Genomic DNA, 13,687 nt, shown 5'->3' with positions numbered 1-13,687 from the left:
GGCGCCAAATCTAAACCAGAACATTGCAGCCTGACGCCATCGTAAGGCTGCAACAGACGGTTATCGACTCAAGGAACAGGATCATGGCTCAAGCCATCCGCCCGGCAGTGCAACTGTACGAGCAGTTGTTCAGTGAAGAGCAACAGATGCAGGTCATCGGTCTGCAAAACCTCAAGACTTACCTTGTGGACGGCGGTTCGATTTTTCCATTGGTGCAAAAGGGCGTACCCGGCCTCGTCAGGGAGTACGGCTTGAGTGTCGAAGATGCGCAGCGTTTTTTGCGTCGGGCCAACAGTATGGCCACGTATGTGCGCCGCCAGTTTATCGAGCACATCCTTGTCGCTGACCGAAGCGCGCAGGGCGCTCCTTCTTCAGGGCTGTTGTCGATGGTCGACGGCCCGAAATATGAAGACATTTTCAAAACCGCTTTTGAAGAAATGAGCCCTCCGGACGCGCTGGAATCGTGCATTTCACCGGTGGCGTATCTGATCGATTTGCTGGTCTGGGTTCGCGACCGTATCGAGACTCAAGGCGACGGGGACAAGATCGCGCTCGATAAGCGCCGTACCGACTTGAAGAAGTTGTCGATCGATTTCAATGCGGTGTACCAATCGTTGTCCTCGGTCGACATCATCACATCGGTGTTGGAAGCCTTTATCGTTGCGAACCAACCGAGCAGCGACATTGAAGACATCTTGATCACATCGCGTTATCCCAACGGCTTGCCCTATTACCAGCATTGGGTCACGGTCGACGGCATCGCTCAGCTCAAAGCGCTGTCGGTGGGCGACTTTGTAGACGCTGTGGATTTGTCTTACCCCTATTTTTTAGGAGGATCCAAGGCTGCCCGCCCCGCTCGGGCCCTTTCACATGCTTCGCGTCTGGGGCCCTATCAGCGAGATTTGCTGACGGAAGCGATGCCTGCCGCAGATGCCTGGGAAGATTTTTATCTCGTTAACTTCGGCGCAGGGGAGACGGAGTGGAAGACGCTGCACCATGTTCCGTACTTCGCCGCGCAAACCAAACTTGACACTTTGTCGCTCGAAAGTCTGTTATCGGTCGAGGCATTCGCTCCGGTGCGTTCGGCCAACGTGACCTATGACTCACCACCGACAACGCAGCAGCCCGAAAGCGGCCGATCCGGCTCGGTTTACATCAATGCCAATAGCCATCCTGGTGTATCTATCACCACGGATACCACTTCGCTTTTAAACCGTTTGTCCGTGAGCCCCGATAGTGTCGAAGGACAGTTTGCCTTCGACCGGATGAACCGCAAGATACGTCTGGACATCTGGCTGCAATTGCCCTGCGATGAAGTGGACGCCTTATTGGTGGCCGCGATGCGGGCCGAGAAGCGTGGCGATTCGAGCGGCGATGGTGAATGGCTGATCTCGGACAAAACTGTACATGCGCTCGGGTTGTTCCAGATTCTGCGCCAACGCTACAAATGCAAAGCAGCAGACTTTGCTGTGTTCCTCGATGGCATGTCGATCTACGGTCGCGGCGAAGCGTTCTCGCAGTTTGATCAGGTGTTCAACACTCAAGCGAACTATGGCCAGCCCATGAAGCTTGATAATGGGGCATTCCCGGTGGTGCCGGAACCGGGTGCGAATGACCTGACGATCAACCAACTGTGCGCCGGCCTGCGAATCGACTTGCGTACTTATCAATACCTTGCGGTGGCCGTTGCCCGCGCGCACAACATGACCAACAACCAACTGCAACGCACCCTGCCGATCATCTCGAGCTTTTACCGGTTGGTGTGGTTGCCCAGGGTGTTGCGCATGACACCGCTCGAAGGCGTGCTGATGTTGCAGTCGCTGGGGGGCGATAACTGGGTCAATGGTCTTGCGGGGGCGCCTGCAATCAAATCCGCAGCCGGCGATAAACCGGATATCTTGACGCTTATTAGCGCCATGGACGCCTGCGCGCAGTGGTGCGAGCAAAGCGAACTGCCAGTGCTGTGGGTGATGCAGCACGCGGTTGAATTGTCGCCAGGGCGAGAGGCGTGGGAGCGCGATCTGGCGCTCTTCGAGCAACTGCGCAATCTGCTGCCGAACGCGCTGTTTACCAATGCCGGTGTGTTGATGGCCGGCTTGCCTCCTGCCGGAGCATCAGACTGGCTGGACTTTCTGACGCACAGCGTCGACGTGGTGCTGCCCGATGGTAGTTTCGAGTCACTGGGGCCGATTGTTGATGCCAGCGGTTTGGTGCTGGCACCCGTCGGGACGCCGGACGAATACCTGATCTTTGCCCGTAAACGGCTTGGCTGGGCGGTCGATAATGCGCTTGGCGCCACCTGGGCTACTCAACGCGACGCTCTCGTTGAAAGCATGCTCAACGTGCTTTTGGAAGCCCGTGATGCGCAGGTTTCGGTCGTAAAAGAAACGCTGGCAGCCTATGCCGGTGTTGCGGTGGAACTTGCGATTCCGGTCATCAATTGGGCCGGCACAACGGTTTTCCGTTTGTTGAAGCAATTGATCCAGCGGATCGGTTTAACCGGCGACCCCCGGAAGCTGAGGCGCAATGCCGAAACCGATTCGTTGATCGATCTGTTGGCCGATGTGCGACGGCGTAGTGAGGTGGTTTCGACCCTGGAACTCACAGCTGAGTTGTTGCAGGACTATCTGGATTACGGCCATCTGGCCTGGCTCGGTCAGACCGATAAATACGCGATTTCAGTGAACACGCTTTATTACCTGTCGGTACTCAAGCGGGCATTTTCACTCAGCGAACAACCGCAGCAGAAACTGCTCGACTACCTGCGTCAGGTCAATGCACTGCCAACCTTGTCCGTTCACGCCCGGGCCCTGGCGCACCAGGCGTCGACCATCAAACTGGCCGAGTTTTTCGGCTGGAGCGTGCAGGAGGTGCGCGAGTGTATCCGTCACATTGACTCCGCTCTGCCGATACTCAAGAACCTCAAACAACTGGATCTGTTGATGCGGGTCCTGGTGCTGTCCACCAGGACCGGTATAGATGCCCTGACGATTTTGCAGATCGGTACCTTGCCTGCGACTGTGAACGACGGCGATTCCAAAAAGGCGTATGCCGACGCGGCCGAGCGCGCCTTGTTGAGCGAAACCGGTGAACAGGCACCCCCCGTCGAGCTGGCGGCTGATTTGAAACAACTGGTCACTACAACGTGTAGCGTCGATAACACAGAACTCATTGCCAGGAAGCCCGGCGAGAAAGCCACCTTTACAGTGACGGTGAAGGATGCTGCGGGACTGGCACTTGAGGGGGTCACGGTTTATTGGCAGACCACACTGGGCACGGTACAGAAGGGCACAACCGACAACAAAGGCACGTTGATGGCCGACTACGTGCCCGGCAGGACTATGGGAGCGGAGACGCCGAAGTATTGGCTCGATCTTTTCGATCCCGAATACGCTCCGACCATCAACATTGTTGCTGATGCCAAGACCATGGAGTTCCCGCTCTTCTACAGATCCCCCGAGCCATCGGAAGTGGTGCGCAAGGGGGAGGAGGGCGTGCTCTACGCCACGATGATGGATAAGTATGGAAACCTTGGTCAGGACATGTTGGTGGACTGGTTCGTAAGTAACGTCGAGTCCACAAAAGAACCTATAGCGAGTGTGCGGCCCTCACAAACCTTCACCAATCAGGAAGGGCTCACGCGGGTTTTCGTCTCCAGCCCCACCGGGGGAACCTTTGTGTTCAGTGTGCTCAGCCAGGGCAGTGAGCAACAGGCCGTGTTCAACCCCATCACGTTCGAGGGCGATGAGGCCCCGGAGTAATCGGTCGTCTCATCAGGGATTTTTCTCGGGTTTCCCCAAGGAGCAAGGATCATGGCACTGAGTGACATTGGCGTTCTGCTGGAAAAACGCCGTTCTGCACTGCTCGAATACTGCATCGGTCAAGTCAATAAAACGCAATACGGGTTTGTGAAGACACCCGCCGATATCTTCGAGCTCTTGCGGATGGACCCGCTGGATACGTTTGCGGTGCAGAGCTCCTGGGTGGCCGAAGCGACCAGTTGTGTGCAGCAATACATACATGCCGTGTATCGCAAGCTGGAACCTGGCTACACCACGCATCAGTTCCCGCCGAGTGACCTGGCCGAATGGCAGCTATACAGCAACTATCCGGACTGGGCAGCGGTGCAGTTGATTTCAATCTACCCGGAAAACTACATCAACCCCTTTGTCCGGCAACGCAAGTCCAGCCTGTTCAAGAATCTTGAAAACGACCTTAACCAGAGCCGCTTGAACAATGATTCGGTGCAGGCCGCGCTGCAAGGCTACCTGCATAGATTCGAGCAGACCTGTGATCTGGATGTGCTCAGTTGCTACATGGACGGCGCCACGCCTGCCGTGGCTGATTACTATTTTATTGGGCGCCAGCGAGCGCAGCCGTTCCAGCACTACTGGCGCAAGGCCGAGATCGAGCTTACGCCCGGCTGCGTTGGCGTCAATCCCGCGGCCTGGAGTGAATGGCAGGAGATAGGCATTCAGCCGGCCCATCGGGTGCTGGATATGCGCCCGGTGTTCTGGAACGGTCGCTTGTGCCTGGTTTGGGCTGAGTGGCGGGACAAGGTTGCCGGCCAAAAAGCTGATGATTTCCTGCCGGCTCATTTGAGTGTCAAGCTCGCGTTCATGACGCAGAGTGGGCAGTGGTCGGCGCCGCTGGATGTCTACAGTGAAGATGCCGAGTCCGACGATGAGCCGAAGAATTTTCGTTTGGTTGCCACCGTGTTGATGGAGAGGCCCCCGTCGAAGGGCAAGCTGGGGATTTTGATCACGGCGGATCAAAATCCAAACAATTTGAGGGTGCACAGGATTTTCGATGTGCTGATGCGCCTGGACACAATTGACGTCGGCACTTGGCTGGATGTGGCAAGGAAGCGATTTGACTCGCCGGAAACTGTTCAGCATTCACTGGGCAATCAGGTAACGATAACTAGCGAGGGCGCCCCCGAGGGGCCCCTGTCGCCTTTTCTGAGTCTGCAAGCCACCGCCGTGCGTGATGGCCAATTTGACAAGGTGACAGTGATCGGTTCGTGTGCACCAACAGGGTTGCCCAACACCCCGCAAACGCTTCGCTTTGTATTGGGGTTGGTGAATAAAACGGTGGACGATGAGGACCTGATCGTTGACCTTCCCCCCGCCGGTGGCTGGACAACCGAACCGCTGACGGTGAGTCGCCAACAAGGCTCATGGCCGCAACCCACGGAGTTCAGGCTCGATACGGAAACTCCCGATTATGGTGGTAGAAAGTTCAAGCTGACGATTGTCGATCTATCAGACTTCACTGCGCCGACCCTGCTGAAAAACAGCGCTGACGCGGCGCAGTTTCTCTGCTTTAACCTGCCGTCGCCGTATCTGAAGTACGCCCGCCTGAATTCAATGTTCGGCCCTGAACTGGTCGAGCGCGGCAATATTTCCGTGAGTGCAGTACTGGATTGGAACACTCAGTTCATCGTCGAACCGCCACCTGAAGATGATCCGACGTTCAAGGAACCCAACGGGGCGTTTGACGGGGCCAACGGGCTGTTTTTTTGGGAGCTGTTTTTCCATCTGGTGCATTTGGTCGCCAAGCTTTTGTGCAACGAAGAGCGCTTTGCCGATTCGCAGAGCTGGCTGCATTACGTGTTCGACCCACAGGCGACGGCGGATCAGTCTGACGTTAATGGCAAACCACTCTACTGGCGCTGCCGACCGCTGGCCAAAAACCAGGGTAACCCCGGTTGTGAAGCCAAGGCCCCCACCGATCCGGATGCCATCGGCTATTCGAAACCCGAACACTTCAAGATTCTGATGTTCTGCGAATACGTGAGAAATCTAATTGCCTGGGGCGACTGGCATTACCGGCAGTTGACCCGCGATAGCCTTGTGGCGGCCAAGCTGTGCTACGTGCAAGCGGGGTTCCTGATGGGCAAGCCACCCACAGCGCGCACGGTGTCGCATTGGCAGACCTCGACGGTTAAAGAACTGTTGGATCAGTGCAAAACCCGCCCAGAGCTTGAAGCCTTTGAACAATCGCTGAACTTCAGCCTGGCGCAAGTGGCCTCCGGCTCCGATGTGGCACCCATGCTGGGCATGCTCGCCTGCGGGCCGTTCAAGGCGCCGATCAATCAACCGCTCGTGGATCTGATTGCGCTGCCAAATTACCGTATGAATAACCTGCAAAACAACCTCACCATTGACGGCAAACCGCTGAATATTCCGCTGTTCAGCCCGCCAACCGATCCGAACCAGTTGCTGCGTGATCTCGCAGCCGGCGGTGGCGCTGGCCCTCGGCCGATGGGCGGAGGGCAGGTGGCTTGCGCGTTTCGCTGGAAGATAACCTTCGAAACGGCATCGCGCGCTGTGCAGATACTGGATGACCTCGGTGCCAAGGTGTTAAGCACGCACGAACGGCGTGATCGCGCCGAGCAGGATGAGTTGCAGCAAACCCATCTGGTGGAACTGGGCGCGTACTCCAAAACCGTGCAGGAACAGTCCATTGCGCAATTGGAAGCCAGCGTGACGGCGCTTGAGCAAAGTCGCGCCGTGGCGCAGCACCGCGCTGAGGCGTACGCACGCAATTATGACGAAAACGTGTCGGCTGCCGAATACGAGGTCATGGACAGTCTGTACTCGTCCAAACAACTCGCGCTGGCGTCCACCCACCTCAAGCCTGCGGCGGCGTCGGCGGCGGCGCTGCCGAATATCCTCGGGTTTTCCAATGGCGGGCATCGCGTGGACCAGGTGATTGAGGCCGTCAGTTTAGTATTGGGCATTACCTCGTCGGTGAAGCTGATGGACGCCGATAAGCAGGCAACCACCGAAGGCTATCGTCGACGCCGTGATGATTGGCAACTGCAACGTGATCAGGCGTTGTTGGAAGTCGATGCCATCGATGCGCAAATCGAGGCGCAACGTCATGCAGTCACTGCTGCCCGAACCAGCCTGGCGCAAACCCTGCGTACCAATAGCCAGGCGTTGACGATCTACAACTACCTGAAAAAACGCGCGACCAATGCGGAGCTGTTCGGCTGGATGCTCGGTCAGCTCAAGGCTTTGCATTACCAGGCTTATGACGCGGTCGTCAGTTTGTGCCTGACGGCGCAGAACTCGATGAATGCCGAAACCGGCGACTACGATACGCAAATCCCCATACCTCAAGTGTGGTTCGACCAGCGTCATGGCTTCACGGCAGGCGAGCATTTGCGTGGGCACTTGCTGCGCATGGAGCGCGAATATCTCCAACGCTATGAGCGGCGACTGGAACTGACGAAAACAGTGTCTCTGAAAAAGCTTTTTGACGACCCGATCGATCGACAGAAAAGTGCAGACAGCTGGGATGAAGCGCTCAAGCAGTTGCGGGAAACAGGCTCGCTGGAGTTCAGCCTGTCGCAGTTGCTCTTCGACCGCGATCATCCGGGGCATTACTGCCGCCAGATCAATTCGGTAGAAGTCAATCTGCCGGTGCTGCTTGGGCCCTACGAGGATGTTCGAGCCACGCTGGTGCAGATCAGTAGCAGAACGGCGACCCGGGCCACCACGCAATCGGTGCAGTACTTGCACAATCCGCAAGGGATCGCGCCTTCCGATGTGCTGTTCAATTTGCGCAGCGGTCAGCAAATCGCCTTGTCATCGGGCATCGCCGACACAGGCATGACGGCGATGAAACCCGACGAAGGCCTGCTCAATCCTTACGAAAACACGGGTGCCGTATCCACGTGGAGGCTGGACTTCCCGCGGCCGACAAGTCCATCGCAATCGGAGTTGCTGTATGCAATCACCGACATCGTCCCGGTCTTGAAGTACACGTCCAGAACCAGTGATACAACGTTTGCCAGGCAGGTGACGGAGCTGGTCAACGCGATTGAAAATCCCGAACAAGGCAAATCCGGCAAAGGAGCGCGCAATCATGGATGAACCCGCCATTCAAGCGAATGAAAGTCTGGTGGTCGATGGGGATTTCACCCGTCTGACAGGGTGGAAAAAGGGCGGGTTGGTCGGCATTTCAGCGGATTGGTATGGATCGGAGCGGATCAATTTTCTAGAGGCCTCCGACGGGGGATGGGTTAAGCAGACCATCAAGATCCCCTTGGAGCCAGGCATCAATGCGCGATATGTATTGAGCTTTCTTTGTGAGGTGCGACATGTCCAGTCAGGCTGGATGCGAATCCTCAGGGAAAAGGAAGAATTGCTCGCTATCGAGCTTAAACCCGGTGGCGCGAACCGTCTGGATCAAGTTCAGTCTTCTTTAGCGAGCGGGGAGCCACTGGATTTCGTACCGATTGAATATGCTCAGGACCTCGTGTCGGTTGCACAGGATGATGAGCTGACCATTGAGATCACCAGCCCGAAGAATGACCCTTCGGACAGGCAATCGAAAATCTGTATAACGCGCGTAAAAGTGCTGGTGCATCTGACGCCACTGAAGCTGGAAAAAATGCAGCTCGACGAGCAGACGCTGCTGCCAGGCACCCCGCTATACCTGTGCCTGGGAACCAAAGAAGCTGGCCTGCCCCATCAACTGAAGTTCGTACCCGAATCCGACAATATTTGGCTGGGCAGTGGCGCGTCGCTCAATGCTGACCTCAATCCGCAGGAAGCGGTGACCGCCAAACCCGGCTGGGGGGTGAATCAGTCGCTGGAATCAGCATGGCTGCTCTATATCCCCCGGATCGATGATCGGCAAGGTCATGAATTCCATCTGAGCCTGCGTAACCGCTACAGCGCCATCCCCTACGCTATCCCCGTGTTGCTTGGGCATCACCGATTGGCGTTCACGGATGAGCGCGAAGCCACCCATTATCCGGTGCTGGAGTACGCGCAGAATGTCGGGCTGGGTGTGCGAGTGGTGTCGTATTACACCGGTCAGCCGATGGCCGGCCACGCAGTCACCTGGTCGGTTGAAGGACAAGGGTTGAAAGCATCGACCGTCACCGACGAAAACGGCTGGTGTGATTATGTCTATGAACCGACGGCTGCCGGTGGTTTTGTTGTCACCGCGTCGGTTGCCAGCCCCTATTACGCCGACGGTGTCGTCATTCGAACGTTTCCGGTCACGGTGCTGGCGAAGGATCCGTGGCCAGAGCTGCAGACCGTTGTGGATGGCAGGTTGACGGCCTGGGAGGCGCAAGGTTATCCGAACCGGGGCAGTGCCCATCCGGTTCGGCTGAGATTTGCCGGGAACAGCCTCTTTGCAGGTACCGAGCTTTCAATGATTTGGCAGGGTGACAGCGCTGCTCAACTCGGCGTTGATGTCAGCCCGGCGCTGGATACTCCGGTGCCTGTGACATCGGCAGATCTGGTGTGGATGCTGACCAGTGAAGACAGAATTGACGGTCGGTTCCAGCTGATACTGCGCTGTTCGAAACTGCTGCACCTCTCGCCGCCAAAACCGATGTCGCTGGCGCGCAACCGGGTCAAAATCGGCAAGGTGCACGAGGCCAACAAGTCGCCGATTGTGGACGAAGACGAAAGCGTACTGTTGCGGGTGCAGGTGCTGTATGAGGCCTCTTTGGGTGATGGCGCTCCAGTCAGCAATGCGCTGGTGGACTGGCGAACACCTGAAGGTGAGGTCATTAAGTGTGTGACCGGCGCCGATGGCTGGGCGAGCTTGTTGTACACGCCGAAAACCGCAGGCGAGGTTGTCGTCACGGCCAGCATCAAGGCGCATCCCGAAGCGGTCTCGCTCAATCGAGACTTCACCGTCCACGCCCTTGCGACCAGTCCCTGGAAAAGCCATGTGAAGATTTTGCTCGACGGCAAGACAGTCGATCTGAAATCGGTCGGTGTGCTCTGCCGACAGGGGCACACACATACGCTGAAGGTCGAGCCAGTCGCCAACAGCCCCTGGATTGGCAAATTCATCAAGCTGAAGTGGCGTGGCGTTGACCCGGACATCGGTCTGACACCCTCTGACCTTGACGATTACAAGGCGTTGCCGGAAACAGGCGCGGAGTGGACGCTGGATTCTGCGGCAGATAACAGTACCAGCAGCTTGTTCGATCTGGAGTTACACCTTAATGGCGAAATGTCTGTTCGAGCGCTGCCCGGGAGGTTGCTGGCCGCGGATTTGAATAAAGAAGTGCAACTGATGCTCGATCAGGTGCGGGCGCAGTTGGACGACCAATTCCTTTATCCGTGCATGGGGGCCATTCACCATTTCAAAATCCTGCCCAATGCTCTGAGTCCGTTGGTGGGGCTCAAGACTGAATTGAAATGGACGGGAGATTCCGCTGAGAAGCTGAATGCAACGATTGAGCCGGCGCTGGATGTTGTGCGAATCCTGGACGATGGTGGCGTGGCCTGGACGCTGGATTTTTCCGCCAGCGAGCAGCGGGGACGTTTCGATTTGACCGTCGGCCTGCCTGAACTGGACTTTGTTGCTGTCGCTAAACCGATGGATTTGTATCACAACAAAGTCAGGATTCAGACCCTGCTCGAATCGGCGGTGGATCTGGTCGTTGGTCAAGAACCGGTGTGGCTGTGGGCACGGGTCTTTTCGCACTTCACCGGCCGGCCGGTGGGGCAAGCCAACGTGAAGTGGTGGGACGGCGTCGACGGTGGCATTCAACCGACCGATGATGAAGGCTGGAGCCGATTCCCCTTCGCACCGAAAACGGCCGGCGAGCATTCGGTGAGCGCGTTGGTAGACAGCAATTTCGATGACTACGCAGACTCGAGCTCGATACAGGTCAAAGCGCTGGCGAGAGATCCGTGGGACGGGTTGATGGTGAGCTATGAAGGGCGGCCGACCCAGGCGTGGGGTGAAAAAACCTACTTCCCGCGGCGCAAAGGCACGTACACGCTCAGAGTAACGGCAGCGCAAAACAGTGAGTTGTTCAATCACCAGCTCGCGCTGGGGATGACGGGCACCGGGCCTGCGCAATTAGGCCTACGTTTCCTTGAACCTGTGCTCGGGAAGCCGATTCCATTTGGCACCGCAGGGTTCGATTACCAATTCACCGTCGATAGCGTTGTCGATGGCAGCTTCGGATTGTGCTTCGCCTCCAATCGACTGGCGAACTTGTCCCCGGTGAACGCGATGTCCTTGGGTGAAGGCTCGCAGGTGGTAAAAATTGCCGAGCGTCAGATCCTCAACCAGACGTTGTTCTGGGGTGATGAGGTGTTTGAACAGATCACGGTGGTCTCCTCGGTTACGGATCAACCGATGGCGGGCATGACTGTAACCTTGAGCAGTCCTGACTTTGGGGAAGTAACAACCGAGAGCAATTTTTATGGGGTAGCGAGCATTCGTTTTGTTCCCGTTACACCGGGGGCATTTGAGTTGACTGCTACGGTCGGCGATGCGCTGTACTCGGAGTCACTTTCGTTGCCGTTTTTCCTTCATGAACCCCGGCAAATTCGCTCACTCACCAGTCCCAATCCCAGTGGCAAACCCGGAGATCCGGTATCAGCTGTCGTTAATGTAGTGTCGGCCCTTACTGGCGAGCCATTGCCGGACGTCGAAGTGGAGTGGGAATACCCTGACAGAATTCTTGCGCCGACCAGAACAGATATCCACGGTGATGCACGGGTCCAATTCAGATTGGCAGGCAAACAACGTGGGGCGCTCCAGGCCTCTGTAAAGGGTGGGTTGGCCGGATGGCAAGTTCGGTCGATTGAGTTTGTGCTGGTGCCGAATGCTGGCTGACCTTATTGGGGAAGTCATTCATCTATTTAGTTAGTTTGCTCTGGCGTTTTACAAGGGAGTTATAAGCATGAGTACTAATGCGATGCCCCACTCAAATACCTGGCTGCAAGAGTTTGCGCCCTACGTTAATGGTCAACGTGTGAAGTGGCCTGACCTGACGCTGAATTTATTGGATAACGACGAATGCACACTGACACTGGACTATGAATACAGTTGGCTGATCGGCGATCCGGACGCCTTTATTACTATGCGATACCAGTCCGGCCAAGAGGGACACGGGCTGGTTTTCGATCCTCCTTTAGGGCAGTTGATTGAAATGGCCGAAGGTTCCACTTCGTTGACCTGGACTATCAAAACAGATGGCGCACCCAGTGGAGCTTTTGGATTGGAATTTGCCTTGCCTTTAATTGGCGACCTACCACCGTCACCACCTGTGCCGGGGACGATATTGAATATGGCGCAGGAACTGGAAATCAAGTTTGACGAATTCGATGTTGCCTTTGGAGGTGGTGCTTTTCCATGTCTTGGTGCAAAGCACACGTTTACCGTTCGGCCCAAACCCTCCAGCAAATTACTGGACAAGGCTTTCAAACTGACTTGGGGCGCGGAGCCTGGCGCAGATCTCGGGGTGAAGATTGCACCTGCTCTGGGGGCAGAGGAGGTGCTAACGGAGGAAGGAAAAACGTGGGATCTGGACTGTCTCAACAGTACTCAGTCAGGGGATTTTTCCTTGCAACTGACGTTAGTCGAATCGGGAGTAACGTCATCGCCATTAACTCTGTTATTGGCCCATAACCTTGTAACTGTTCAGCGTTGGACAGAGGAACATTGGCAATATCCAGCCCTTACTTGGTATACGCACCATATTCGTGCTACGTCGGTTTTTTTAAATAAGCCTGCTGCGGGCGTTGTCGTAACTGTAATAAGAGATGATTACATCAGTTACCCGAGAACCAATGGGGCTGGCTTGTTTGTTATGGATAATCGCAATAACGCGAATATCAGTATGTCTGTTTTGAATCACTATAACGGGATCGTCGTCTGATCGACGTTTTTTGAGTTTCCACAAGGAGGTCATGAGTATGAGTAATGATCCAACGCCCGAGTCGAATACCTGGTTGCAAGAGTTCATGCCTTTCGTAAATGGCCAGCGGGTGAGATGGCCTGACTTGAAGTTGAATTTATTGCCTGGCGACGTCTGCACGCTGACACTGGACTATGAATACAGTTATTTGATTGGCCTGCCTGAGAGTCGTATTGGTCTGTATTACCTGGCTGGTGATGACGAATCCGGACTGGTTTTCGAACCGCCCCTGGAGCAGTTGATCGATATGGCGACAGGCACCACGTCGGTGAGTTGGACTATCACGGCGCAAAACGCACCCAGCACCGCTTTTGTATTGCAGTTTGAACTTCCACTCTTTGGCTTACCCGGGTCACCGCCCGTGCTGGGGACGTTGTGGAATTTGGCGCAGGAACTGGACATTAAATTTGACGAAGTTGATGTCGCCTTCCCGGGCAGCGCTTTTCCATGTCTCGGTGCAAAGCACAAGTTGACCGTTCGACCCAAACCCTCCAGTCGCTTGCTGAATAAGCCAATAAAACTGGAATGGGAAAAGGCTCCTGGCGCGAATCTCGGTGTGGAGATTTCACCTGCGCTAGGGACAGAGGAGCTGCTCACGCAGGAAGGTATAACGTGGGAACTGGACTGTCTCGACAGTACCCAGTCCGGGGATTTTTCCTTGCAGATAACGCTCGTGGAATGGGGAGTAACGTCATCGCCATTAACCATGTCGTTGGCCCATAATCTTGTGACGGTTGAGCGTTGGACGACGGAACATACAACGCCGATAGGTCACGAAAAGTGGATCAAGCGTCATATTCGCGCGACCTCCAGGTTTTCGGGTAAGAGGGCGAATGGTGTCCGAGTTAACAAAGCCGGTTCCAGTCAAACTTTTAGGATCACCGATTCATTGGGTGAGGCAGCTACAAATGTTCATACACAAGGAGTCCGGCGGCTGGAAATTCTCAACCGATATGACGGAACGATCGTTTGACACGGCTTGAG

General features: G+C 55.9%; 5 protein-coding genes. All 5 read left to right on the top strand.

Annotation, left to right across the window (positions count from 1 at the left end; all coding sequences use genetic code 11):
• The first annotated feature begins 83 nt into the window (after nucleotides 1-83).
• The gene (locus JJD74_RS06455) at nucleotides 84-3,761 is read left to right on the top strand and encodes a Tc toxin subunit A (protein ID WP_200612346.1); all 3,678 of its coding nucleotides are present in this window, start codon (nucleotides 84-86) and stop codon (nucleotides 3,759-3,761) included.
• Between the two features lie 51 nt (nucleotides 3,762-3,812).
• On the top strand, nucleotides 3,813-7,886 hold the full coding sequence (locus JJD74_RS06450) for a neuraminidase-like domain-containing protein (protein ID WP_042560671.1): 4,074 nt from the start codon (nucleotides 3,813-3,815) through the stop codon (nucleotides 7,884-7,886).
• Nucleotides 7,879-11,619, top strand: coding sequence for a hypothetical protein (locus JJD74_RS06445; protein ID WP_200612344.1), 3,741 nt, complete (start codon nucleotides 7,879-7,881; stop codon nucleotides 11,617-11,619). The genes JJD74_RS06450 and JJD74_RS06445 overlap by 8 nt, the downstream gene beginning before the upstream one ends.
• Before the next feature lie 67 nt (nucleotides 11,620-11,686).
• Nucleotides 11,687-12,664: a hypothetical protein gene (locus JJD74_RS06440; protein WP_200612342.1), complete on the top strand. Its 978-nt coding sequence runs from the start codon at nucleotides 11,687-11,689 to the stop codon at nucleotides 12,662-12,664.
• Between the two features lie 37 nt (nucleotides 12,665-12,701).
• Entirely contained in the window at nucleotides 12,702-13,676 is a 975-nt protein-coding gene (locus tag JJD74_RS06435) for a hypothetical protein (RefSeq protein WP_200612340.1), read from the top strand.
• Nucleotides 13,677-13,687: the final 11 nt, after the last annotated feature.

It is taken from the genome of Pseudomonas sp. MF6776, from assembly GCF_016613125.1.
In the GTDB taxonomy this organism is placed as follows: Bacteria; Pseudomonadota; Gammaproteobacteria; order Pseudomonadales; family Pseudomonadaceae; genus Aquipseudomonas; species Aquipseudomonas iridis.
The sequence above is the reverse complement of the archived record's forward strand: the minus strand, read 5'-3'. Positions and strand labels throughout refer to the sequence as shown.

Excerpts from the sequence above, each read along its gene's own strand:
- JJD74_RS06440 (WP_200612342.1), top strand. The coding sequence starts at position 11,687 with ATGAGTACTAATGCGATGCCCCACTCAAATACCTGGCTGCAAGAGTTT.
- JJD74_RS06435 (WP_200612340.1), top strand. The coding sequence starts at position 12,702 with ATGAGTAATGATCCAACGCCCGAGTCGAATACCTGGTTGCAAGAGTTC.
- JJD74_RS06445 (WP_200612344.1), top strand. The coding sequence starts at position 7,879 with ATGGATGAACCCGCCATTCAAGCGAATGAAAGTCTGGTGGTCGATGGG.
- JJD74_RS06450 (WP_042560671.1), top strand. The coding sequence starts at position 3,813 with ATGGCACTGAGTGACATTGGCGTTCTGCTGGAAAAACGCCGTTCTGCA.
- JJD74_RS06455 (WP_200612346.1), top strand. The coding sequence starts at position 84 with ATGGCTCAAGCCATCCGCCCGGCAGTGCAACTGTACGAGCAGTTGTTC.